This is a genomic window from Sphaerotilus hippei (genome assembly GCF_003201595.1).
Taxonomy (GTDB): Bacteria; Pseudomonadota; Gammaproteobacteria; order Burkholderiales; family Burkholderiaceae_C; genus Sphaerotilus; species Sphaerotilus hippei.
Window position 1 is genome coordinate 17958 of record NZ_QJJS01000021.1, and the last position, 21456, is coordinate 39413.

Here is a 21456-nt window from a genome sequence, read left to right on the forward strand (position 1 = left end):
GATGATGAACTTCAAGGCAACCCGCGTGGTTGCAGTGGCTTTGGTGGCTGCACTGTCAGTGGCCACGGCCAGCGCGGCGGTCGTCAAGACGCGTGCCGCCAAGTCGGCGATCCCGGTCGTGGTGCCGGTGCTGCCGCAGCCGCCGGTGCCGGTCGTGGTCACCAAGGTGACCGACCCGGTCGTGGCCGCGGTGATCGCGACCCAGCTGGCTGCAGCGCCGGCGGTGAAGGTGATCCCCACCTGCACCCCGAACGCGATCAGCCCCTGCTAAGGCGAGGCAGTTCTGGCTGACACCTTCAGGGTGCGCTTGAGCTGGGCCCGGCAGGCCGAACGTGGTCTGCTGGGCTTTTTTGTGCTCGCGCTGATCTGGGCGCCCGTTCCGCTGGCGAGCAACCGCGGCTGGGGGGTGGCGATCCTGGCCGCCTGGGTGGGCCTGCTGCTGAGCGGCACGCTGGCGCTGCAGGCCTGGACGGTCTGCCGGCAGCGCCGCCTGAGCCTGCACGCGGCGCGCGCCGACCACCGGCGCGGCCGGCACGACATCGTCGACCTGGTCGACCTGAACCCGCCCGGCAGCACGCGCGGGGCCTGGGTGGTGGCGGGCCTGCTGGCGCTGTTCGGCCTGTGGGCCTCGCTGCCGCTGCTGGGCGTGGGCGAGACGGCCGATGCCTTCGTGACGCGGCAATACGTGTTGCGCTGCGCGACCTACACCGCCGCCTTCGTGGTGGTGCAGCGGCTGGTGAACACGCCCCGGCGGCGGCTGTTCCTGATGTCGGGGCTGCTGGCCGCGGGGGTGCTGCAGGCGCTGCTGGCGGTGGTGCTGTTTTCAGCCGGCGGGCAGTACGAGATCTTCGGCCACCCGACAGGGGGCTCGACCCGCGCCAGCGGCACCTTCGCCAACCCCGACCACCTGGCCCAGTTCATGGTGCTGACGCTGTCGGCGGGCATCGGCATCATGCTGGCGCAGATGGGCGGCGACGCGGCGCGCCCGCGCAATGGCCGCGAACGGCTGCTGGCACTGATGCGCTTCGTGATGTCGCCGAAGATGCTGGTGCGGCTGCTGCTGGTGGTGCTGGTGATCACGCTGGTGCTGACGCGCTCGCGCGCGGGCAACGGGGCGTTTTTCATCGCGCTGTTTTTGCTGTGCGGCTGGGTGATGTGGACCTCGCCGCGGCTGCGGCTGCCGGCCGGGCTGCTGGTGGTGAGCCTGCTGGTGGTGGACCTGGTGGTGATCGGCCAGTGGGTGGGGCTGGACCAGGTGGTGCAGCGGCTGCAGGCCACCGAGCTGGCGCAGCAGGCCGAGGCCGCCGCGTCGGGCACGCCGGGCGCCCCGCCGCCGCGCCGCGAAGAAACCATGGAAGAGCGCCTGCGCGCCGCCGAGGACGCGCTGCAGCTGGTGCGGCTCAAGCCCTGGACGGGCTGGGGCGGGGGCACCTTCCACATCAATTTTCCGGCGGTCAAGCAGCAGGCGCTGCCGCTGCGCTACGACCACGTGCACAACGACTACGTGGAGATCGCGGCCGACACCGGCCTGACGGGGCTGGCGCTGCTGGCGCTGGCGGTGGGGCTGACGGTGTGGCGCGTGGCGCGCCTGATGAGCGACCGCACCGGCCCCCTCGACCGGGGGATCGCGGCGGGGGTGGGCATGGCGCTGTTCTGCGCCCTCCTGCACGCGACCGTCGACTTCAATCTACAGGTAACCACCAATGCGCTGGTGCTGACCGTACTATTGGCCGTGGCATGGAGTGTGCCCGTGCCGGCGCGGGCCGATCGTGTGAAATCCAGGTGAGAAGATGAACCAGATACAAGTTGTGAACCCGCAGCAGGGCCCGCTGGCCATGCCCGGGCAGCCGATGCCGTTTGCACCGGTGCAGCTGGGCCTGTCGGACGAGAGCAAGCTGGCGCTGCTGGACTACTGGCGCAGCATCAAGGCGCGCAAGTGGCCCATCCTGGGCCTGGCGACGATGATGGCGCTGCTGGCCGCGGCGGTGGCGTTCTCGATGACGCCGATCTACAAGTCGACCGCGACGGTGCTGATCGAGCAGGGCAAGGGCAAGGTGCTGTCGTTCGACGACATGTTTGCCGGCGCGGCCCAGACCAAGGAGCACTACCAGACGCAGGTCGAGATCCTGAAGTCGCGGGACGTGGCGCTGAAGACGGTCACGGCGATGAAGCTGTGGAACCAGCCTGAATTCGACCCGCGCAAGGGCGGCGACGGCATCGGCAAGAAGATGCTGGCGCTGGTGGGCGTGAAGGAGGCGCAGCCGGAGTGGACCGACGACAAGCTGGCCAGCGCCACCGTGGGCGCGGTGATGAACAACCTCAGCGTCGAGCCGGTGCGGCTGAGCCAGCTGGTGAAGGTGAGCTTCGAGTCGCCGGACCGCAACCTGGCGCAGCGGGTGTCCAACGAGCTGGCCGCTCGCTACATCGACGCCGACCGTGAAGCCAAGTTCAAGCAGGCCCAGGCGCTGAACGGCTGGCTGGACCAGCGCGCCACCGAGCTGCGCACGAAGCTGGCCGAGTCGGAAGACCTGCTGCAGAAATACCGCGAGGACCAGGGCCTGGTGAGCCTGGAGGGCTCGGCGCAGGCGCTGGCCGGGCGGCGCATTGCCGATGTGTCGACCCGCCTGGCCGATGCACGGGCGCGCCGCATGACGCTCGACAGCGCTTACCAGGGCATCTCGTCGATCAAGAACGGCGACTACAGCAATGTGCCGGCGGTGGTGAGCAGCATGGGCGTGCAGGGCGCGCTGCAGCGCGAAGCCGAAGCGGTGCGCAACCTGGCGCAGCTGACGGAAACCCTGGGCAGCAGCCACCCCAACGTGCTGGTGGCCAAGAGTGCGGTGGACGAGGCGCGCAGCTACAAGCGCGCGCAGATCCAGGCGGTGGTCAAGAGCGTGCTGGAGGAGTATGGCAACGCCCGCCGTGCCGAAGGCGCGCTGATGGCCGAGCTGGAGACGGCCAGCGGCTCGGTGCAGGACGTGAACCGCAAGGAGTTCAAGCTCGCGGTGCTGGAGCGTGACGTGTCGTCGAACAAGCAGCTCTACGAGATGTTCATGATCCGCGCCAAGGAGCTGAGCTCGGGCAGCGACCTGCAGTCGGCCATCGCGCGCGTGGTGGACCCGGCGGTGGCGGCCAATGTGCCGGTCAAGCCGAACAAGGCGCAGATCATTCTGGTGGCCTTCATGCTGGGCCTGCTGCTGGGCAGCGGCGGCGCGCTGGCGATGGAGCGGCTGGACAACACCATCAAGGGCGGCGAGTCGACCGAACTGAAGCTGCACCAGCCGGTGCTGACGGTGCTGCCGGCGGTGACCGAGGAGGACGCGCCCAAGGTGGGCCGCCTGTTCGTGGAGGCGCCCAGCTCGCACCACGCCGAGGCGATGCGCACCGCGCGCACGGGGCTGCTGCTGTCGAACATCGACACCCGCCACCGGGTGGTGCTGGTGACCTCGAGCCTGCCGACCGAAGGCAAGACCTCGACCTCGACCAACCTGGCGCTGGCGCTGGCGCAGACCAAGCGCACGCTGCTGATCGACGCCGACATGCGCAAGCCGCAGGTGGGCACGCGCCTGGGCCTGCCGGCCAATGCCAAGGGCCTGTCGAACCTGGTGGCCGGCACGGCCACGCTGAAGGAGTGTGTGCACCAGGTGGAGGGCAGCACGCTGATGGTGATCCCGGCCGGCGACGTGCCGCCCAACCCGCTGGAGCTGCTGCTGTCGCAGCGCTTCAAGGAGGTGATCGAGCACCTGAAGCCGCAGCTGGACTTCATCCTGATCGACTCGCCGCCGGTGGAGCTGGTGAGCGACGCGATGTCGATCGCGCCGATGGCCAGCGAGACGGTGTTCGTCGTCAAGGCCAACCAGAGCACCTACACGATGGCGCGCAAGTCGCTGAACCGGCTGCAGCGCGCGGGCACGCACATCCAGGGCGTGGTGGTGAACGGGCTCGACTTCGACAAGGCGCAGCGCTACTACGGCAGCGAGTACGGCCAGAACACCTATGCGGCCTATGGCGGCACCTACGGCAGTTATGGCACGAGCTACGATGGCGGCGCCAAGCCGGCCACCGCCGTTCAACCCGCCCCCACGACCTGAGGCTGACACCCGACCACCATGCTGGACCTGCACACTCACGTTCTTCCGGGCATCGACGACGGCCCGCGCACCCTGGCGGAGTCGCTCGACCTGCTGCGCGCGATGGAAGAGGACGGGGTGCAGCATGTGGTGGCCACGCCCCACATCTACCCCGGCGTCTACGACAACACGCCCGAGCGCATCGCCGAGACCTTTGCCACGCTGCGTGAAGCGGTGCTGGCTCAGGGCCTGAGCCTGACGCTGAGCTGGGGCGCCGAGGTGCGGCTGTGCCCCGAGATGCTCGACTGGCTGGCCAGCGACCGGCTGACCTGCCTGGGCCGCGGCACCGACGGCGTGCGCACGGTGCTGGTGGAGCTGCCCGACGGCCAGGTGCCGGTGGGCGCCGACCGGCTGCTGGCCCGGCTGGTGGCCCACGGGCTGCAGCCGCTGGTGGCGCACCCGGAGCGCAACCGCGCGGTGATGGAAAACCTGAACGCGCTGCAGCCGCTGCTGGACGCGGGCTGCAAGGTGCAGCTGACGGCGGCCTCGCTGCTGGGCGAATTTGGCGAGAAGGCCCAGGTGACGGCGCGCAAGCTGCTGGAGCTGGGCAGCTGCGTGGCCGCGGTGGCCAGCGACGCCCACAACCTGAAGGGCCGCCGCCCGCGCCTGGGCGCCGCGCGCGCCTGGCTGGTGGAACACTACGGCGAGGCCCTGGCGCTGCAGCTGACCGACACCGGACCGGCGAAGCTGGTGGGCGTGGGCCAGGTGGCCTTCGCCAGCAGCGACGGCACGGTGCTGCGCGACCTGATGAGCCCGGCCGCCCCGGGCGGCAAGAGCCACGAACCGCTGGCCTTCGTGCTGACCGAGCTGGACGTGGTGCCCGACCCGGTCGCGCAGGCCGCGACCGCGAAGGCCGACGAATGGAGCCTGGGCCTGAAGCCCATGGCCCCCGCCGCGCCGGTGCGCCGCCACGCCACGCTGAACGACTCGGATTTCGGCCCCGGCTGGAGCGACACGACCCCGCCGGCGCCGAAGTTCTCGAACCTGGCGCCCTCGGCGTCGACCGCCAAGGCCCAGTCCCGCCCGGCCCCGCTGAACGATTACAGCGACAGCGAACCGGTGGTGGAGTGGTCGCTGTCGGACCTGTTCGGCCCGCAAGGCTTCCGCGGCACCGAGCCCGCCGGGCTGTCGGGCGCCATGCCGCCGATGCCAGCAGCGCAGGCGGTGGCCCCGGCGGCAACGCCTGCAGCTGCCGCCGAAAAGGTACGCGTACACACGACAGCAGCAGCGGAGCCGACGCCCGCTCAGGCTCAGGCTCAGGCTCAGGCTCAGGCTCAGGCTCAGGCTCAGGCTCAGGCTCAGGCTCAGGCTCAGGCTCAGGCTCAGGCTCAGGCTCAGGCTTCGATGGTGGAGCGTGCCGCGCCTGCCGTGGTGTCTGCGCCAGCGAATTCGCCCGCGCCGGTGGCAGCCGCCATCCAACCAACCCCGGCGGTGCAGGCCGCGCCAGCTCCAGCGGCAGCGCCCGTCGGCAGTCCTGATCCCGACCGACTTCGGTCCTCGGTGAGCCCACAGACACCGGTTCAGCAGGCAGCCGCCACGTCGCCCGCGGCATCGGCACGGATCGCCGAGACCCTGCGCACGCCAGCGGCCGCGCCGCTTGACAAGCAGGCTGCAGCGCCCATGCGGGCGCCCGTGGCGGCCCCCGCATCGCCGCTGCCGCCATCGATCACCGTGGCGCCTGCCCAGGCACGCCAACCCGCGCCGGTGGCGGCTCAGGCCACGGTGGCACCGGCACCTGCGGCAGTTCCATCTGCAGCCGTGCCACCGGCGACGGCGCCTTCACCCGCGCCCTCACCCTCGCCCGCTCCCACACCTGCAGCGGCACCTGCGGCCATGCGGCCGTCGGCCCCGTTCCCGCGGCCGCCCGCGCGCCCGCCAGCCTCGGCCCCCCGGTCGGAGCCGATGCCGCTGCTCGAAGACGAGGTGCTGCGCCCGGAGGGGCTGTTCTCGGCCGCGCCGCCCATGGCGCCGCTGCGTCCGGCCCCCCGGGCTGCGGACTCCCGCCCGGCGGCGTTCCAGAGCATTCCGGAGCGTGCGGTCGCCAGTGCCAACGCCACCAACGCCAACGCCAACGCCAGCAACGGTGCCGCCGCCCTGCCGCCCGACGGACTGCAGCGGCCCAGCGTGTCGGACCCGCGCGTGGCGGCACCCGCCGAGGCCATGCCGATGCCCGCCGCGGCGGCCCCGGCCAACCCGCCGGCCGCACCCGCCACGAACACCGTCCGCAGCATGGCGAGCAAGCTCGACGCCTACGTGCGCAGCCGGCAGGACCTGCGCCCGGCGCCGGACAGCCCCCGGCCGGCCGCGGCCGCGCCGACACGGCCGCGGCCCCATGTCGAGGTGGAGGCGCTGGACACCCAGCCGCCGCCGCTGCGCCGCAAGCACGCCTCGCCCACCATTCCGGTGCGGCTGCGCGGCGAGGTGCCGGTGGAGGTGTTCGAGCACGACGAGCTCTCGCGCCCCGCACCGGGCACGCCCGGCGCCACGGCACCGCAGGCCGACAGCGTGGGCACCGGCCTGGGCCGCGAGGCACGCCAGATGGCCGCGCGGGCCTCGAATCCCTCGGGCCCGCACCGCGTGGATCCGGGTGAACCGGGCCGCCCGCGGGGTTTCCGGCTGCAGGACTTCGACCTGCTGCCCCAGCAACCGAAACGGCGCTGAACGATGGGGATGGCGAATGCGCAAGCATCGGGCAGCCAGGCCGACCGCCTGGTGCGCCGCGGCCAGGGCCCCAGCCGGCTGGCCTGCGCGGCCGCCCTCGTGGTGGCGGCGCTGGGCACGGTGGCCGCAGGGGCCATGGTGCGGGAAGCCGGCCGGGTGTTCTCGGCCAGCTGGAGCACCGCCGAGCTGCGCAACGACCTGAACGACTGGTCCACCGGCCGCGCGCCCTGGACCCCTGAACAGTGGCAGCAGGCGGAGGGCACGCTGAAGGCGGCCCTCGAGCTGACGCCCGACGATGTCGTGCTGATCGACCAGCTGGCGCAGCTCCATGCCTTGCGGGGACAGTCGGTGTGGACCGGTGGCCAGCCGGGATCGCCGGAGATCGGCTGGTACACGCAGGCGCTGACGCTGCAGCAGCGCTCGGTGGCCCTGAGGCCGGGCAACGCGCAGGCCTGGGCCAGTCTGGCGGTGATGCAGAGCGCGGCCGGACAGCCGGCGGCCACGGTGTTCGCCTCGTGGCGCCGCGCCAACGAGCTCGGCCCGAAGGAAGAGGACGTGCAGCCCACGCTGGCCGCCCTGGTGCTGCGGCACTGGCAGGAAACCCCCGAGGACGTGATGGCCTGGATGCTGCGCCGGGAGCCCGGCATCATCGACCGCCTGAGGCGCGAGGGCCTGGCGCTGCAGAAGCAGGCCGCGGAGGCCGAAGCGGCGGCCGCCGCCGAGGTGGCCGCATCGGCCGCGGCGGCCGAGCGGCGCGCCGCCCTGGAAGTGGCGCGCCAGAAAGCGAGACAGGCCGGCTACTGAACGCAGCCGGCCTGTCTCGTGGACCGCCCTTCAGGAGCGGCGGTCCGCAGCGTCAAGCGCTGATCAGGCGTTCTTCGTGGAGCGGCGACGCGCCAGGAAGCCCAGGGCACCCAGGCCGGCCATCATCATGGCCAGCGATTCGGGTTCCGGAACCGGCGTGACCACCGAGTTCAGTTCGGCATAGTCGACGGCCAGCACCGGCAGGTTGGCGTTGTCACCGGCGGCGGCACCGGCGTTCTCGAGGTAGATCTCGACGTTGGTCGTGCCGGCCAGGACCGACATGTAGACCCACGGCGACACGGTGCCATAGGCGCCACCGGTGACCGTCAGGTTGTCCTGAGCGGTCCAGTAGGCCGTGCCGAGTTCGGTCGAGCCGGACAGGAAACGCACGGTGAACGAGTCGTTGTAGGCCGCGTCGGTGTCAAACGTCAGCAGCTGGAACGCCAGTTCGGCGCTGCCGGTCGACACGGAGTCGAGCGTCAGCATCTTGTAGGCGGTGAACGAGTTGCCGGTGGTCAGCGCGCCGAACTGGGTGCCGTAGTCCACGCCCAGGATCGAGTTGGACGTCGGCGACGAGATGGCGGCCAGGTAGCCGTTGGACGAGGTCAGGGCACCACTGGCGTCGAAGGTGTCTTCGGTCACCGTGACCGAGCTGCCGTAGGACTGGACCGCCAGCGTGCCGGTCATGGCATTGATGGTGGTCGAACCTTGCGGCTGGTAGCTGGTGGTGGTGCCGTCTTCGAAGCCAGGGCTGGCGGCGAAGGCCGAACCGGCCATCAGCATCGTTGCCGCAGCGGCGGCAATTACTTTCTTGAGCATGAAAATACCCCCGTGAAGGAAATGAACAGAAATATCCAAAGAGGCTCTGGATACGCGTTCCCAATATATCAATCGGGCCGCTTGCCGTGGGGACCTTGTGACCCTTCGTTCCGGGGGAACGTGTGGTATGGAGGGAACCCAGGAGCGGGCCCATTCTGCAGGCCCCGCCCGCGGCCGGAGTGCGCAAATGTGCAGCAAACACAAGGCTGATTGACGCACTGCAGCAACATGACCCGAGGGCCGTCAGGCACGGGCGGATCCGCACCGGTTCCGGGCTCGTCATGCAGTGTTTTTCAATTGGCGACAAGCACTTACAATTTCCGACGGCGATGGCGCGGCGGCCGGACCCCGGCTCGGGCATGGCGCCCCGGCCGCCGGCCGGCCCGTGGGACGCGGCGGGACCCGCGACGGGGCACCCCCCGGTTCCAGGGTTCGAGACAACCCTGTCGTGCAGTTTGAGAAAAACCCGACCGAAACTCGTCCGACCGGTCACGGTAAACCCCCCGTTCGCGGGGGTGGCGAGTATCCGGGCGTGACCGATGCCGCACGGCGGGGCGTGAAACCTGCACAGGATCCGGGGGTGGCGGGCGTTGCGGGCGGGCGCCAGCGGAGTCCCCCGGGCCCGCAATGGCAAAAGCGCCCGCGCCGCGGGCGGCGTGGCGCGGGCGGTACAATGCGCTGGACGAACCCGCACCAGTCAGGGTTCGACCGTCGCTCAGACGCTCTCCCCGACACCGTCGCCGCCTCCGACTGGCGCCCTCGCAACGAGGGGCCGCAGGCGCTGACCTCGCCCGCTTGAGCGGGACCACCTGATGACCTTTGATGATCTGGGCCTGGCCCAGCCCCTTCTTCGTGCCGTTCACGAACAGGGCTACGACACCCCGACCCCCATCCAGCAGCAAGCCATTCCCGCGGTGCTCGCGGGCGGCGACCTGCTCGCCGGCGCGCAGACCGGCACCGGCAAGACCGCCGGCTTCACGCTGCCGCTGCTGCACCGCCTGAACGCGGGCGAGCCGGTCAAGGACGCCAAGGGCCGTCCGGCCATCCGGGCGCTGATCCTGACCCCCACCCGCGAGCTGGCCGCTCAGGTGGAAGAAAGCGTGCGCACCTACGGCAAGTACCTGTCGCTGACCAGCATGGTGATGTTCGGCGGCGTGGGCATGGGCCCGCAGGTCGACCGCCTGCGCCGCGGCGTCGACATCCTGGTGGCCACGCCCGGCCGCCTGCTCGACCACCACCAGCAGGGCACGCTGGACCTGAGCCGCGTGCAGTACTTCGTGCTCGACGAGGCCGACCGCATGCTGGACATGGGCTTCGTCCATGACATCAAGAAGGTGCTGGCCATCATCCCGAAGAACAAGCAGAGCCTGCTGTTCTCGGCGACCTTCAGCGACGAGATCAAGGCGCTGGCCGACAAGCTGCTGAACAAGCCGCAGGTGATCGAGGTGGCGCGCCGCAACACGACGGCCGAGACCATCGAGCAGCGCGTGATCAACGTCGGCCGCGAGAAGAAGAAGGACCTGCTGGCCCACCTGATCAAGTCGCAGAACTGGCACCAGGTGCTGGTGTTCACGCGCATGAAACACGGCGCGAACCGGCTGTGCGAGTTCCTGAACAAGAACGACATCAGCGCGATGGCGATCCACGGCAACAAGAGCCAGGGTGCCCGCACCAAGGCGCTGGCCGAGTTCAAGACCGGCGAGCTGGCCGTGCTGGTGGCCACCGACATCGCGGCGCGCGGCATCGACATCGACCAGCTGCCGCACGTGATCAACTTCGAGCTGCCCAACGTGCCGGAAGACTATGTGCACCGCATCGGCCGCACCGGCCGCGCGGGCGCGCAGGGCGAGGCGCTGTCGCTGGTGTGCCTGGACGAAGAGGGTTTCCTGGGCGACATCGAGAAGCTGATCAAGCGCACGCTGCCGCGCGAGACGGTGGCCGGTTTCGGCCCCGACGCGGGTGAGCGCGCCGAGCCGATCCAGGTCGGCCGCCGCATGATGAACGGCACGGGCGGTGGCAACAAGCGCCCGTCCGGCGGCGGCGGCGGTGGTGGCGGCGCTCAGCGCCCGCCGCGCGGCCCGAACTCCGAAGGCCGCGGTCCGCGTGACGGTGGTGGCCGGAGCGACAGCCGCGGCGCGGCACCGCAGGGCCGTCCGGCCGGCGGTGGTGGTGGTGGCCGTCCGGCTGCCGCCGGCCAGGGCCAGCGCCCGGCCGCGCCCAAGCCGCGTGCAGCCACCGGTGGTGGCGGTGGTGCGCTGACGCGCCCGCCGGCACGTTCGCGCCAGGGCTGATCGCGGCCTCAGGCCGGCCCGCGGCGGATCTGCGGATCGGCTGCGGCCGGCTTCACGGGGCGCCCAGGCGCCCTGCCCCACCGACTTGGCCCTCTGCGGGCCTCGGGTCGGGGCGGCTCAGGTGGTCCGGGCCGGCGCCCAGGCTGAAAAGCCCAGCAGCGCATGGCGGACCACCCGGCTGAACAGCGCGTGCGGCACGCGCGGCCGGTGGGCCTCGCGCAGGCCCCAGCGGGGCGAGGCCGGCATCGGCACCTCGCGCTTGAGGCAGCGCTGCAGCGACACCCCTTCGCGCCGCAGGCTCAGGTCGTGACCCGACAGCAGCGCATCCTGCGGCTGCAGCGGCACGTAACCGGCCCGGCTGAAAAAACCGTCGGCACCCACCTGCACCTGCTGGGCCGACTCGACGGTCTGCGGACCCAGCAGCACGCACGAGGCACCACAGGCGCAGGCGGTCTGTTCCGCATGGCGCAGCAGCGCCGTGCCGACGCCCTGACCGCGCGCACTGGGCAGCACGCCCAGCAGATCGATCTCGGTGCAGCCGTCACCCGGATGCACCTGCAGGCGCACGACACCCACCAGCCGGCCCTGGACCAGCGCCACGGCCAGGCTGTGCGGCTCGTCGCGCAGCCAGCGGCGGATGCGGGCGCCGGAGCACTGCGGAAACAGATGACGGATCACGCCGGTGACGGCCAGGCCGTCGAGCAGGCGCAGGGGACGAACGGTCACCGCGGTCGATCGCTCGGACGATCGATCTGCAGCGGTGGACGGGGACAACAGCATGACAAACGGCTCCAGGTACAACGACGTACTGCGAAATGATGCACGCCCAACGTGACTGCATGCACAGTCAGGTTACGGCATGTATGCAAAGCAGGGTTCACGCCACCCCGGAATCAGGGGCGGGCCGCGGCGCGCTGCCTGGCGGCACGGGCCTTGGCCTGGCGCGCTTCGAGTCGTTTCTGGCGCTGCGCCTTCACGCGTTCGGCCGCCGAGGCCTTGGTCGACGCACCGGCCTTGGCGCTGCGCGCGGCCTTGCCGGACGCGCGGGCGGCCTGGCGCTGCTTGGCCCGCTCGAGCCGGCGGGCCTTGCGCTCTTCGGCGGTGCGGGCCTTGGCCTTGCTGGCGCCGGCCTGGGCGGGGGCGGCCGGATCGGCCATCAGGCGGGCGGCGGCGGCGTCGCGGCGGGCCTCGGCCTTGCTGCGCACCTTGTCGGCCGCGGCGGCCCCCGTGGCGGTGGCCGAAGCCGACAGCGCCGGCGAGCTCGGCACCTTGACGACAGGCACCGGGGTCAGCGTGGGCACCGGGGAGAGCTGCACCGGCGGGCTGGGCAGCGTGGTGGTGACCGTGCCGCTCTGGGGCGCGGGCGCCTGGCCGGCCCCCTGGGCATGTGCCAGTGCAGCCACGCACGACAGCAGGGCGGCAGCGGTGAATCTCGTCTTCATGGGAACTACTCCTCGGTGGGACCGAAATTATCAGCTCAGTCGAAGCGCGACTGACGCAGCCACTTGGTCGCGACCCATTTTTCGCCCTCGATGACGGGGGCGCCACCATGCAGGCTGCGGCTGCTGGGGTGGGGTCGCTCATAACTGAAGAAGACCGCGTTGCCCTTGACCGGCATCACCTCGAGGTGGGCGTCGGGGAAGGTCGTGCCCCCGCCATGCGCCACGGTGTTGAGGTACATCACGACCGTGCCAACCCGCTGGCCACCACGGCGCAGGATGGTCGACGTGCCGGGCTGATCGGGGTCGAAATAGTCGTAATGCGGCTTGTATTCGGCGCCGGGCTGGTAGTTCAGCACCTGCACGCCCTCGCCGTTCTCGACCGGCCAGCGCACCAGCGCGGCGATGCGGGCCTCGAGGCGCTGCAGCAGCTCGTGCTCGCCGCGGCCGAAGAACATGCCCCGGCTGGTGCGGGCCTCGTTGACCTCGCTGCCGCCGGTGTGGTGGTCGACGGTCTCGGAGCGGCTCAGCCGCGGCGCGGCCAGCGCCACCAGGCGGTCACACTCGATCTCGCTGAGCAGGCCGCCGAAGACGACCACCCGCGGCTGCTTCAGGCTCATCAGCACCTGGACCTCGCGGTCGTGGGCCCAGACGGTCGACGGCGAGCCGGCCAGGTCGGGCTCGGGCATGGACGGCGCGGCCGGCTGCGCGGCGGCCAGCTGCTGCTGCTCGAGGTGCTGCTGCAGCGTGTGTTCCAGCGCCGACAGCGCGACGTCCTCGTCCCAGCCCGCATCCAGCATCGACTGCAGCACCGCGTCGGGTGCATGGCCCGCCATGGCCTGGTCGATGATCCACTGGCGCAATTCGGGGGTGACGGTCTGGGTGCTTCTGAGCCTGCTCATGCCGAAATTCTGACAGGCCCGCCCCCCGATTCCGGAGCGGGCCGCGCAAAAAGTCAGTCGCCCTGGCGGCGCCGGAACACCCAGCGGTCGGGGCCGGAGGCCGCGGCATCGTGGGCGTAGCCGTCGAGGTCGAAGCCCTTGAGCGCCTCGGGGTGGCGCACCCGGTGGGTGATGGCCCAGCGCGCCATCAGGCCACGCGCCTTCTTGGCGAAGAAGCTGATGATCTTGTACTGGCCGCCCTTCCAGTCCTCGAACACGCATTCGATGACGCGCGCGGCGAGCACCGGCCGGTCGGCGGCCTTGAAGTACTCCTGCGAGGCCAGGTTGACGATGACCGGCGTGGCGTCGGCCTGCAGGCGCTGGTTCAGGTAGGCGGCGATGGTGTCGCCCCACCAGGCGTAGAGCGTCTTGCCGCGCGGGTTGGCCAGCCGGGTGCCCATCTCGAGGCGGTAGGGCTGCAGCGCGTCGAGCGGGCGCAGCGCGCCGTAGAGGCCCGACAGGATCACCAGGTGATCCTGCGCCCAGGCGAGGTCGTCCGCGCCCAGCGTGCGGGCCGACAGGCCGTCGTAGACGTCGCCATCGAAGGCCAGCACGGCGGGCTTGCTGTTGTCGGGCGTGGCCTGCGGCTGCCAGGCGGCGTAGCGGGCCGCATTGAGTCCCGCCAGCGCATCCGACAGGTGCATCAGCCCCGCGACCTGCTGCGGCGCCAGCGGACGCAGCAGCCCGATCAGCTCGCCCGCCTGCGCGGTGAAGACGGGTTCGGTGGCCGGCACGGTGGCCGGGGTGTCGTAGTCCAGGGCCTTGGAAGGCGACAGCAGGAAGAGCATGGCAGGCGGCAAGGGGTCAGAAGGAGTCAGCCCGCGAGGGTAGCAGCGCGTGGCGCAGGCTGCAGGCCATCACGGATGACCGAACTGATCGACAAGAATACAATTCAGTCAGATCGATCATCACGATCGAAACCAGACTCTTCAGCATGAACAAGAACACCCAGCCTCCTGTCCAGAGCGGTGACCTGCTGTCTTTCCAGCCCTGCCCACCGCCACCGGGCACGCTCCAGCCCCGACGGCACACCTATCTGATCGGCATCGAAGACGATGCCGCGTCCCAGGTGCTGGAGAGTGTCATGCCGCTGCTCGATCGCCTGCTGGCGGAAAAGACGGCCGAAGTGCGCGAACGCCGGCTCGAGCAGATGGTCGACTTCATGACCGAGCAGATGCTGGTGCCGAGCACGGTCGATCTGCAGATGGCCCGGCAGCTGGCCACGCGTCATGCTCGTGTGCTCAACGAGTTCGGTTACCTGAGCGCCGAGCAGCTGGCGGATGCCAACCGATCGCAGGCGGCCAACCGACATGCACTGGCCGACAACTGGCGCAAGCGCCGCCAGGTGTTTGCCGTGCGCCACCCCGATGCCAGCGCCCGCACACGCGAGGTCTTTCCTGCGTTCCAGTTCGAGCAGCACAAGCCGATCAAGGCCGTGCAGGCGATCCTCGAAGCCTTCGGGGAACACAAGGCCCCCTGGAAGATCGCGCTGTGGTTCACCTCGAACAACGGCTGGCTGCCCGACCAGGCCCGTCCGGTGGACTGGCTGACCCGCGACCCCGAGGCCGTGATCGCCGCCGCACGACAGGATGCCGGCGGGAGTGCGGCTTGAATTGCCGGGCACCGGGAGCACGGCTGGATCCGCTCTTCGATCACTGGCCTGCGGGAGAGGCCATCCACGTGATCCATCAGGTGGCCTACGCCCCCGAGAGTTTCAACCCGGGGGTCGACGCCAGCGGCTCACCGGTCAAGCCCACACGATTTGCACCCATCCGCGACCGGCATGCGCAGGTCGTGCCCTATCTCTACGGCGGCTCGTCACGCGACTGTGCGCTCTTCGAGACGATCTTTCACCATGTGCCGATCGATGCGCTGGACAAGTTCGTGGATCTGGATGATTTTGCCCAGCGCGGGCATGGCCAGATCGTGCCGCAGCGGGAACTGCTGCTGGCCGACCTCACCAGCGAAGGCCTGCATCGCCTGAGGGTGCCGAAAGAGGAGCTCATTGCCAGTCCGCCGGCAGCCTATGGCATGACGGCACGGTGGGCCCAGGCGCTGCACCGGCAGTTCACGCAGGTGGATGGCCTGATCTGGATGTCACGACAGCGGGACCGTGACCGGGCCTTGCTGTTGTTCGGCGACCGGGTGGCCACGGCCCTGACCGGCCTGCGGATCGGCGGCCCGCTCAGGAGCAACGATGAACTGCGCCAGGCCATCCTGGCGGCCGCCCTGCGTGCGGGCATCGAGGCGTGCTGAACCTGCGGCAGCCCCGGCTTCTGGCACCATGCGCGCGCATGAGCCGATCCACACCAAAACCCGTTGAAGCGCCCTGCCCCTGTGGCAGCGGGCAGGCGCTGGGCGCCTGCTGCGGGCGTTATCACGCAGGGCCCGGGCACCTGCAGGCGCCGACGGCCGAGGCGCTGATGCGTTCGCGCTACAGCGCCTTCGTGCTCGATGAGCTGGACTACCTGCTGGCGACCTGGCAGGCCGGCCGGCGCCCGGCGACGCTGGAGCCCAACGAGCCGGGGCGGCGCTGGCTGGGGCTGGAGGTGCGCCGGCACGTGCCGATCGACGCGGACCAGGCGACGGTGGAGTTCGTGGCGCGCAGCAAGTGGGGCGGGCGCGCGGTGCGGCTGCACGAGATCAGCCGTTTCGTGCGCGAGGACGGGCGCTGGTTCTACGTCGACGGGGAGCAGCGATGAGCCGCCCGGCGTGGATGGAGGCGGCCGAGATCGAGCGCTTCTTCGCGACGCTGAAGGCGGCCAACCCGATGCCGGCCTCGGAGCTGGAGTACAGCTCGGTGTTCGAGCTGCTGGCGGCCGTGCTGCTGTCGGCGCAGGCGACCGACGTGAGCGTGAACAAGGCGACGCGGCGGCTGTTCCCGGTGGCCAACACGCCGCGCCGCATGCTGGCGCTGGGCGCCGAGGGGGTGATGGAGCACATCCGCACCATCGGCCTGTACCGCAACAAGGCGAAGCACCTGGTGGAGACCTGCCGCATCCTGCTCGAGCAGCACGGCGGCCGGGTGCCGCACGACCGCGAGGCGCTGGAGGCGCTGCCGGGGGTGGGCCGCAAGACGGCCAACGTGGTGCTGAACGTGGCCTTCGGCGAGCCGACCTGCGCGGTCGACACCCACCTGTTCCGCCTGGGCAACCGCACCGGGCTGGCACCGGGCAAGACCCCCTACGAGGTGGAGATGCAGCTGCTGCGGCGCATCCCGAAGGCCTATGCCGAGGACGCGCACCACTGGCTGATCCTGCACGGGCGCTACGTCTGCCAGGCGCGCAAGCCGCAGTGCTGGCACTGCCAGGTGGCCGAGGTCTGCCACTTCGAGCCGAAGACGGCGGCGCCCTGAAGTCGACCTGAGGCGGCACCGGGCCACCGCGATCGACCGGGTGGTGATTCAGGTGGCACGGGCGGCTCAGGCGTGCAGCCGGGCCCAGTCGTCCAGGCGGGTGCGGATCTGCCGCAGGCCGTCGGTCAGCGCGGCGGGGCCGGGCTGCAGGATCTCGCTGGACTTGATCTCGAAGACCTGGGCGTGGCGCACCGCGGGCACGTCGGCCCAGCCCTCGCGCGCCATGACCTGCTCGGGCCGGAACTTGCGCCCGCACCAGGAGCCGAGGATGAGCTCGGGCGAGCGGCGCACGACCTCGAGCGGGTCGGCGATGATGCGGTGCCTGCCCAGCGACTGGCCGGCCAGCTCGGGGAAACATTCCTGCCCGCCGGCCAGCTCGATCAGCTCGCTGACCCAGCCGATGCCGGTGATCAGCGGGTCCATCCACTCCTCGAAATAGACCCGCGGGCGGCGCGGCAGCCCGCGCGCGGCGGCCGCCGCCTCGTCCAGCCCGGCCTGCAGCTGCGCCAGCAGCACGGCGCTGCGCTCGTGGGCGCCGACCATCGCCCCGATCATCGCGATGGTCTGCAGGATGCCGGCGATGCGGCGCTGGTTGAACACGTGCACCGCCACGCCGGCGCGGATGAGCTGGCTGGCGATGTCGGCCTGCAGGTCGGAGAAGCCCAGCACCAGGTCGGGCTCGAGTTCGAGGATGCGGTCGATCTTCGCGCTCAGGAAGGCGCTGACCCGCGGCTTCTCCTGGCGGGCCTGCGGCGGGCGCACGGTGTAGCCCGAGATGCCGACGATGCGGTGCTGCTGGCCGAGCAGGTAGAGCGTCTCGGTCGTCTCTTCGGTCAGGCAGACGATGCGCTGGGGGAAACGGTCCGGGACGGGGCTCATGGCGGGCTCGGCGGGCAGGCAGCGTTTCAGCGGGCGGTGTGCAGGCCCAGCCGGTCGAGCAGCGCGCGGTCGCGCTCGGCCTGCGGGTTGCCGGTGATCAGCAGCTTGTCGCCATAGAAGATCGAGTTGGCACCGGCCAGGAAACACAGCGCCTGGATGGCCTCGCCCATCTGCTCGCGCCCGGCCGACAGGCGCACGCGGGCGGTGGGCATGGTGATGCGGGCCACGGCGATGGTGCGCACGAACTCGAAGGGATCGAGCTTGGCGGTGCCGGCCAGCGGCGTGCCTTCGACCTGCACCAGCTCGTTGATCGGCACCGACTCGGGGTGCGGCGACAGGTTGGCCAGCTGGGCGACCAGGCCGGCGCGCTGGGCACGGCTCTCGCCCATGCCGACGATGCCGCCGCTGCACACCGACAGGCCGGCCGCGCGCACATGGCCCAGCGTGTCCAGGCGGGCCTGGTAGTCACGCGTGGTGATGATGTCGCCGTAGAGCTCGGGGGAGGTGTCGAGGTTGTGGTTGTAGTAGTCGAGCCCGGCCTCGCGCAGGCTGCGGGCCTGCGACGCGTTGAGCATGCCCAGCGTGCAGCAGGTCTCCAGGCCCAGCGCCTTGACGCCCGCGACCAGCGTGGCGACCTTCTCGACGTCGCGGTCCTTGGGCTCGCGCCAGGCCGCGCCCATGCAGAAGCGGGTCGCGCCCTGCGCCTGGGCCTCGCGGGCGGCCGACAGCACCGCATCGACCTCCATCAGCTTGCCGGCCTCGACGCCGGTGTCGTGGTGCACCGACTGCGGGCAGTAGCCGCAGTCCTCGGGGCAGCCGCCGGTCTTGATCGACAGCAGCGTGGAGAGCTGCACCTCGTTGGCGTCGAAGTGGGCGCGGTGCACCTGCTGGGCCTGCCAGAGCAGGTCGTTGAACGGCAGGTCGAACAGCGCCTCGATGGCGGCGACGGTCCAGCGGGCCTCGGCGGCCGGCTCGCTCGGGCGCCGCGGGCGGTGCAGATGGACAGGCTGGTGGACGGGCGGTTCCGGGGACGCGGCCACGGCGCAGGCAGCGCTCGCGGCGCCTTGCAGGGTCGAAGAGGTCATGCGGCGGGGTTCGGACGGGGACGGGGCGGTGGCTCGACCGGGACGGCTCAGGCCTCGGCGACGGTGATCGGGCGCAGCGGCGAGTGCTGCTCGGGGTTCTGCGCGTGGTCGCGCAGTTCCTTGGTGCGGTTGGCCTCGTCCATGAACACCAGCCGGGGCTTGAACGCGCCGACCTGGTCCTCGTGCACCTGGCCGAAGGCGGCGATGATGATCAGGTCACCGACGCTGGCGCGGCGCGCGGCCGAGCCGTTGAGCGAGAAGATGCCGCTGCCGCGCGGCGCCTTGATCGCGTAGGTGACAAAACGCTCGCCGTTGTTGATGTTCCAGATGTGGATCTGCTCGTTCTCGCAGAGGTTGGCGGCGTCCATCAGGTCCTCGTCGATGCCGCAGGAGCCTTCGTAGTGCAGCTCGCAGTGGGTGACGGTGGCGCGGTGGATCTTGGATTTCAGCAGGGTGCGGAACATGGTGGTGGCGCAGGTCGGGCTGGGTTCGGGAGGGGGAGGACGAGGACCGGGCGGGCGGATCTCGCCGAGGCCGGCGATGATAAGGGCAGCGGGCCGCGGCTGACGTTAACGTCAACCGCAGCGGGACCCGGGGCTTTCGGGCGGCCAGCGCTGCAGCGTGCCGTGGGCCGGGGCGGCCGGCCAGTCCTGCGGGGTCAGGTCCGCCCGCTCGAGCAGGCGCAGCGTGTTGATCCAGCCGGCGTGGCCGACCAGCAGCCGCGGCCCGCCCGCCGCGGCCAGGCCGGCGAGGTGGGCCGACACGCGCTGGCGGATCTGCAGCAGCGACTCGCCGCCGCCGGGCGCGTGGGCGCCAAAATCGGCCTCCCAGGCGGCCACCTCGGCCGGGTCGATGCGGCTCCAGGCCAGGCCGTCCCAGCGGCCGAAGTCGAGCTCGAGCAGCAGCGGGTCGACATGGTGGCGCCAGCCCCAGCGGCGCAACCAGCGGGCCACGTCGGCACAGCGGCGCAGCGGCGAGCTCCACACCTCGCGGGCCAGGCCCTCGCGCCGCGCCAGGCGGCGGATGCGGTGCGCCAGGCGCTTGGCGCGGCGCGCGGGCACCGGCAGGTCGGTGCGGCCGATGCAGCGCCCGGCCGCACCGACCGGGCGCGGGTGGCGCCAGATCAGCAGCGTGGGCACGGCGCTCACACCGGCGCCTCGTCGAGGGCCGCTGGATCCCCCGCGGGGTCCTGCAGCAGCGCCACCGTGGCCAGCCAGGCCAGGTAGATCGCCAGCTCGCCGAGCTGCTGCGACGCGCCGAGCGTGTCGCCGGTGTAGCCACCCAGCCGCTGCCGGTACCAGCGGGCGCACCAGCGGCCCATGGCGGCCAGCGCCAGCCCCGAGGTGGCCAGCGGCAGCGCCTGCCCCAGCAGCGTGTGCAGCGCCGCGGCGGCCAGCAGCACGGTGGCCAGCACGAAGCCCAGGCCGCGGCCGGAGATCTGCTGGGCCATGGGCTTGGCCTTGGCGTGCTCGGGGTCGCCCGCATACGGCAGCCGCCACAGCAGCACGACCGGCAGCGCCCGCGAGGCCACATGGGACCAGAGGATCACCGCGGCGGTCTCGAGCGCGTCCCAGGCGGCCAGCTCCGACAGCGTCACCGCCTTCAGGCCCAGCACGAAGAACAGCCCGAGCGCGCCGTAGCTGCCCAGGCGCGAGTCCTTCATGATGGTGAGCGCCCGCTCGCGCGAGACCGAACCGCCCAGGCCGTCGCAGGTGTCGGCCAGGCCGTCCTCGTGGAAACCGCCGGTGAGCCAGGCGGTCGCGGCCATCGACAGCAGCACCGCCACCGACATGGGCAGCATCTGCCCGGCCAGCAGCAGCACCACCGCGCCCCAGCCGCCGACCACCAGGCCCACCAGCGGGTAGTGGCGCGCGCTGGCGTGCATCCAGGCCGGGTCGTAGCCGACCCAGGCCGGCACGGGGATGCGGGTGAAGAACTGCAGCGCCAGGAAGAACAGGCGCAGCTCGTGGCGCAGCAGGGCGAGGACCATCGCGGGCTCAGGCCTGCTGGCTGACGCCGGCGGCCTCGAAGCTGGCCATCTCGGCCAGGATGCGGCAGGCCGACACCAGCAGCGGCCAGGCCAGCGCCGCGCCCGAGCCTTCGCCCAGGCGCAGGCTGAGCTGCAGCAGCGGCTGGCCGCCGAGCTGGCGCAGCATCAGCGCATGGCCGGCCTCGTCGGACTGGTGCGCGAACACGCAGCGCTGCAGCACATGGGGCTGCAGGCGGGCGGCCACCAGCACCGCGGCGCTGACGATGAAACCGTCGACCAGGATGACCCGGCGCTCGGCCGCGGCCTGCAGCACCGCGCCGACCATCATCGCGATCTCGAAGCCGCCCATCGCGGCGAGCACGGCCAGCGGCGCGTCGACGCCCTCGTGGCGCTGCAGCACGGCCTGCAGCACGCCGATCTTGCGCTGCAGCGCGGCGTCATCGAGGCCGGTGCCGCGGCCGGCGCAGCGCTCGATCGGCTCGCCGCTCAGGCGCGCCAGCAGCAGCGCGGCCGACGAGGTGTTGCCGATGCCCATCTCGCCGAAGATCAGCACATTGCCCGGCAGGCTGCGCACCACGCCGCAGCCGGTCTCGATGGCGCTGGCGCATTCGGCCTCGGACATGGCCGGGCCGTCGAGCATGTCGGCCGTGCCGGGGCCGATCTTGCGCTGCAGCAGGCCCGGGCGCGGGGTGAAGTGGTGGCGCACGCCGGCATCGACCACCGTCAGCGCCAGGCCGTGCTGGCGCGCCAGCACGCTGACGGCCGCGCCGCCGGACAGGAAGTTCTCGACCATCTGCCAGGTCACGTCGCTCGGGTAGGCCGACACGCCGCGGGCGGCCAGGCCGTGGTCGGCCGCGAACACCACCAGCTGCGGGTGCAGCAGCTGCGGGCGGGTGCTGCTCTGGATCAGGCCCAGCTGCAGCGCCAGCGCCTCGAGGCGGCCGAGCGAGCCCAGCGGCTTGGTCTTGTGGTCGAGGTGGTGCTGCAGGCGGGCGGCCAGCGGCTCGTCTTGCAGGTCGGTGACCTGGGGCAGGATGTTCATGGGGGCAGCCTCCGCTGAAG

At 71.4% G+C, this 21456-nt stretch carries 21 protein-coding genes; 10 read left to right on the top strand and 11 right to left on the bottom strand.

What is annotated here, in order from left to right; translation table 11 throughout:
* The first annotated feature begins 1 nt into the window (after position 1).
* Genes C7444_RS17515 through C7444_RS17535 form a run of 5 tightly spaced genes read left to right on the top strand, consistent with a single transcriptional unit; the run spans position 2 to position 7595 of the window.
* On the top strand, positions 2-271 hold the full coding sequence (locus C7444_RS17515; protein WP_146219434.1) for a hypothetical protein: 270 nt from the start codon (positions 2-4) through the stop codon (positions 269-271).
* Positions 272-301: 30 nt separating this feature from the next.
* Positions 302-1786: an O-antigen ligase family protein gene (locus tag C7444_RS17520; RefSeq protein ID WP_146219435.1), complete on the top strand. Its 1485-nt coding sequence runs from the start codon at positions 302-304 to the stop codon at positions 1784-1786.
* 4 nt (positions 1787-1790) lie between these two features.
* A complete protein-coding gene (locus C7444_RS17525) occupies positions 1791-4091 on the top strand; it encodes a GumC family protein (protein WP_110402153.1) in 2301 nt (766 codons plus the stop codon).
* A gap of 18 nt (positions 4092-4109) precedes the next feature.
* Positions 4110-6791, top strand: coding sequence for a tyrosine-protein phosphatase (locus tag C7444_RS17530; protein WP_110402154.1), 2682 nt, complete (start codon positions 4110-4112; stop codon positions 6789-6791).
* Positions 6792-6800: 9 nt separating this feature from the next.
* Positions 6801-7595 carry a hypothetical protein gene (locus C7444_RS17535; protein ID WP_110402155.1) on the top strand — a complete coding sequence of 265 codons (795 nt, stop codon included), beginning with the start codon at positions 6801-6803 and terminating at the stop codon, positions 7593-7595.
* Positions 7596-7658: 63 nt separating this feature from the next.
* Here C7444_RS17535 and C7444_RS17540 read toward each other — a convergent pair whose 3' ends face one another.
* Positions 7659-8414 (bottom strand): PEP-CTERM sorting domain-containing protein, encoded by a 756-nt coding sequence (locus C7444_RS17540; protein WP_110402156.1) that lies wholly within the window; start codon positions 8412-8414, stop codon positions 7659-7661.
* Positions 8415-9226: 812 nt separating this feature from the next.
* Between C7444_RS17540 and C7444_RS17545 the strand changes: the two genes are divergently transcribed.
* On the top strand, positions 9227-10705 hold the full coding sequence (locus C7444_RS17545; protein WP_110402157.1) for a DEAD/DEAH box helicase: 1479 nt from the start codon (positions 9227-9229) through the stop codon (positions 10703-10705).
* Positions 10706-10822: 117 nt separating this feature from the next.
* Here the strand turns inward: C7444_RS17545 and C7444_RS17550 are convergent, their stop codons facing one another.
* The 4 genes from C7444_RS17550 to yaaA form a co-directional block, all read right to left on the bottom strand.
* Positions 10823-11431, bottom strand: coding sequence for a GNAT family N-acetyltransferase (locus C7444_RS17550; RefSeq protein WP_170130793.1), 609 nt, complete (start codon positions 11429-11431; stop codon positions 10823-10825).
* A gap of 167 nt (positions 11432-11598) precedes the next feature.
* A complete protein-coding gene (locus C7444_RS17555; protein WP_110402159.1) occupies positions 11599-12147 on the bottom strand; it encodes a hypothetical protein in 549 nt (182 codons plus the stop codon).
* Positions 12148-12182: 35 nt separating this feature from the next.
* A complete protein-coding gene (locus C7444_RS17560) occupies positions 12183-13046 on the bottom strand; it encodes a 2OG-Fe(II) oxygenase (RefSeq protein ID WP_110402160.1) in 864 nt (287 codons plus the stop codon).
* A gap of 53 nt (positions 13047-13099) precedes the next feature.
* Positions 13100-13873, bottom strand: coding sequence for a peroxide stress protein YaaA (gene yaaA / locus C7444_RS17565; RefSeq protein ID WP_110402161.1), 774 nt, complete (start codon positions 13871-13873; stop codon positions 13100-13102).
* A 146-nt stretch (positions 13874-14019) separates the two neighbouring features.
* Here yaaA and C7444_RS17570 point away from each other — a divergent pair, with 146 nt between their 5' ends.
* The 4 genes from C7444_RS17570 (at position 14020) to nth (ending at position 16440) form a co-directional block, all read left to right on the top strand.
* On the top strand, positions 14020-14697 hold the full coding sequence (locus tag C7444_RS17570) for a hypothetical protein (RefSeq protein ID WP_245909620.1): 678 nt from the start codon (positions 14020-14022) through the stop codon (positions 14695-14697).
* A 68-nt stretch (positions 14698-14765) separates the two neighbouring features.
* The gene (locus tag C7444_RS17575) at positions 14766-15341 is read left to right on the top strand and encodes an RES family NAD+ phosphorylase (protein WP_245909621.1); all 576 of its coding nucleotides are present in this window, start codon (positions 14766-14768) and stop codon (positions 15339-15341) included.
* A 38-nt stretch (positions 15342-15379) separates the two neighbouring features.
* The gene (locus C7444_RS17580) at positions 15380-15787 is read left to right on the top strand and encodes a YchJ family protein (RefSeq protein WP_110402163.1); all 408 of its coding nucleotides are present in this window, start codon (positions 15380-15382) and stop codon (positions 15785-15787) included.
* A 14-nt stretch (positions 15788-15801) separates the two neighbouring features.
* A complete protein-coding gene (gene nth, locus C7444_RS17585) occupies positions 15802-16440 on the top strand; it encodes an endonuclease III (RefSeq protein WP_110402164.1) in 639 nt (212 codons plus the stop codon).
* 66 nt (positions 16441-16506) lie between these two features.
* Here the strand turns inward: nth and C7444_RS17590 are convergent, their stop codons facing one another.
* The 6 genes from C7444_RS17590 to cobT all read right to left on the bottom strand — a co-directional run bounded on the left by C7444_RS17590 (position 16507) and on the right by cobT (position 21436).
* A complete protein-coding gene (locus tag C7444_RS17590) occupies positions 16507-17319 on the bottom strand; it encodes a cobalamin-binding protein (RefSeq protein WP_110402165.1) in 813 nt (270 codons plus the stop codon).
* A 26-nt stretch (positions 17320-17345) separates the two neighbouring features.
* Complete coding sequence (gene bioB, locus C7444_RS17595) at positions 17346-18404, bottom strand: biotin synthase BioB (RefSeq protein ID WP_110402166.1); 1059 nt, start codon at positions 18402-18404, stop codon at positions 17346-17348.
* 47 nt (positions 18405-18451) lie between these two features.
* Entirely contained in the window at positions 18452-18868 is a 417-nt protein-coding gene (gene panD, locus C7444_RS17600) for an aspartate 1-decarboxylase (RefSeq protein ID WP_110402167.1), read from the bottom strand.
* A gap of 111 nt (positions 18869-18979) precedes the next feature.
* The gene (locus tag C7444_RS17605; RefSeq protein ID WP_110402168.1) at positions 18980-19552 is read right to left on the bottom strand and encodes a histidine phosphatase family protein; all 573 of its coding nucleotides are present in this window, start codon (positions 19550-19552) and stop codon (positions 18980-18982) included.
* Positions 19549-20394: an adenosylcobinamide-GDP ribazoletransferase gene (locus tag C7444_RS17610; protein ID WP_211317595.1), complete on the bottom strand. Its 846-nt coding sequence runs from the start codon at positions 20392-20394 to the stop codon at positions 19549-19551. The genes C7444_RS17605 and C7444_RS17610 overlap by 4 nt, the downstream gene beginning before the upstream one ends.
* A 7-nt stretch (positions 20395-20401) precedes the next feature.
* Positions 20402-21436 carry a nicotinate-nucleotide--dimethylbenzimidazole phosphoribosyltransferase gene (gene cobT, locus C7444_RS17615; RefSeq protein ID WP_110402169.1) on the bottom strand — a complete coding sequence of 345 codons (1035 nt, stop codon included), beginning with the start codon at positions 21434-21436 and terminating at the stop codon, positions 20402-20404.
* Positions 21437-21456: the final 20 nt, after the last annotated feature.

What these genes read in the sequence shown, in the direction of transcription:
- C7444_RS17515 (WP_146219434.1), top strand. Translation starts at nt 2, where the DNA reads ATGATGAACTTCAAGGCAACCCGCGTGGTTGCAGTGGCTTTGGTGGCT.
- C7444_RS17525 (WP_110402153.1), top strand. Translation starts at nt 1,791, where the DNA reads ATGAACCAGATACAAGTTGTGAACCCGCAGCAGGGCCCGCTGGCCATG.
- C7444_RS17530 (WP_110402154.1), top strand. Translation starts at nt 4,110, where the DNA reads ATGCTGGACCTGCACACTCACGTTCTTCCGGGCATCGACGACGGCCCG.
- C7444_RS17535 (WP_110402155.1), top strand. Translation starts at nt 6,801, where the DNA reads ATGGCGAATGCGCAAGCATCGGGCAGCCAGGCCGACCGCCTGGTGCGC.
- C7444_RS17540 (WP_110402156.1), bottom strand. Translation starts at nt 8,414, where the DNA reads ATGCTCAAGAAAGTAATTGCCGCCGCTGCGGCAACGATGCTGATGGCC.
- C7444_RS17545 (WP_110402157.1), top strand. Translation starts at nt 9,227, where the DNA reads ATGACCTTTGATGATCTGGGCCTGGCCCAGCCCCTTCTTCGTGCCGTT.
- C7444_RS17555 (WP_110402159.1), bottom strand. Translation starts at nt 12,147, where the DNA reads ATGAAGACGAGATTCACCGCTGCCGCCCTGCTGTCGTGCGTGGCTGCA.
- C7444_RS17560 (WP_110402160.1), bottom strand. Translation starts at nt 13,046, where the DNA reads ATGAGCAGGCTCAGAAGCACCCAGACCGTCACCCCCGAATTGCGCCAG.
- yaaA (WP_110402161.1), bottom strand. Translation starts at nt 13,873, where the DNA reads ATGCTCTTCCTGCTGTCGCCTTCCAAGGCCCTGGACTACGACACCCCG.
- C7444_RS17570 (WP_245909620.1), top strand. Translation starts at nt 14,020, where the DNA reads ATGAACAAGAACACCCAGCCTCCTGTCCAGAGCGGTGACCTGCTGTCT.
- C7444_RS17580 (WP_110402163.1), top strand. Translation starts at nt 15,380, where the DNA reads ATGAGCCGATCCACACCAAAACCCGTTGAAGCGCCCTGCCCCTGTGGC.
- nth (WP_110402164.1), top strand. Translation starts at nt 15,802, where the DNA reads ATGGAGGCGGCCGAGATCGAGCGCTTCTTCGCGACGCTGAAGGCGGCC.
- C7444_RS17590 (WP_110402165.1), bottom strand. Translation starts at nt 17,319, where the DNA reads ATGAGCCCCGTCCCGGACCGTTTCCCCCAGCGCATCGTCTGCCTGACC.
- bioB (WP_110402166.1), bottom strand. Translation starts at nt 18,404, where the DNA reads ATGACCTCTTCGACCCTGCAAGGCGCCGCGAGCGCTGCCTGCGCCGTG.
- panD (WP_110402167.1), bottom strand. Translation starts at nt 18,868, where the DNA reads ATGTTCCGCACCCTGCTGAAATCCAAGATCCACCGCGCCACCGTCACC.
- C7444_RS17610 (WP_211317595.1), bottom strand. Translation starts at nt 20,394, where the DNA reads ATGGTCCTCGCCCTGCTGCGCCACGAGCTGCGCCTGTTCTTCCTGGCG.
- cobT (WP_110402169.1), bottom strand. Translation starts at nt 21,436, where the DNA reads ATGAACATCCTGCCCCAGGTCACCGACCTGCAAGACGAGCCGCTGGCC.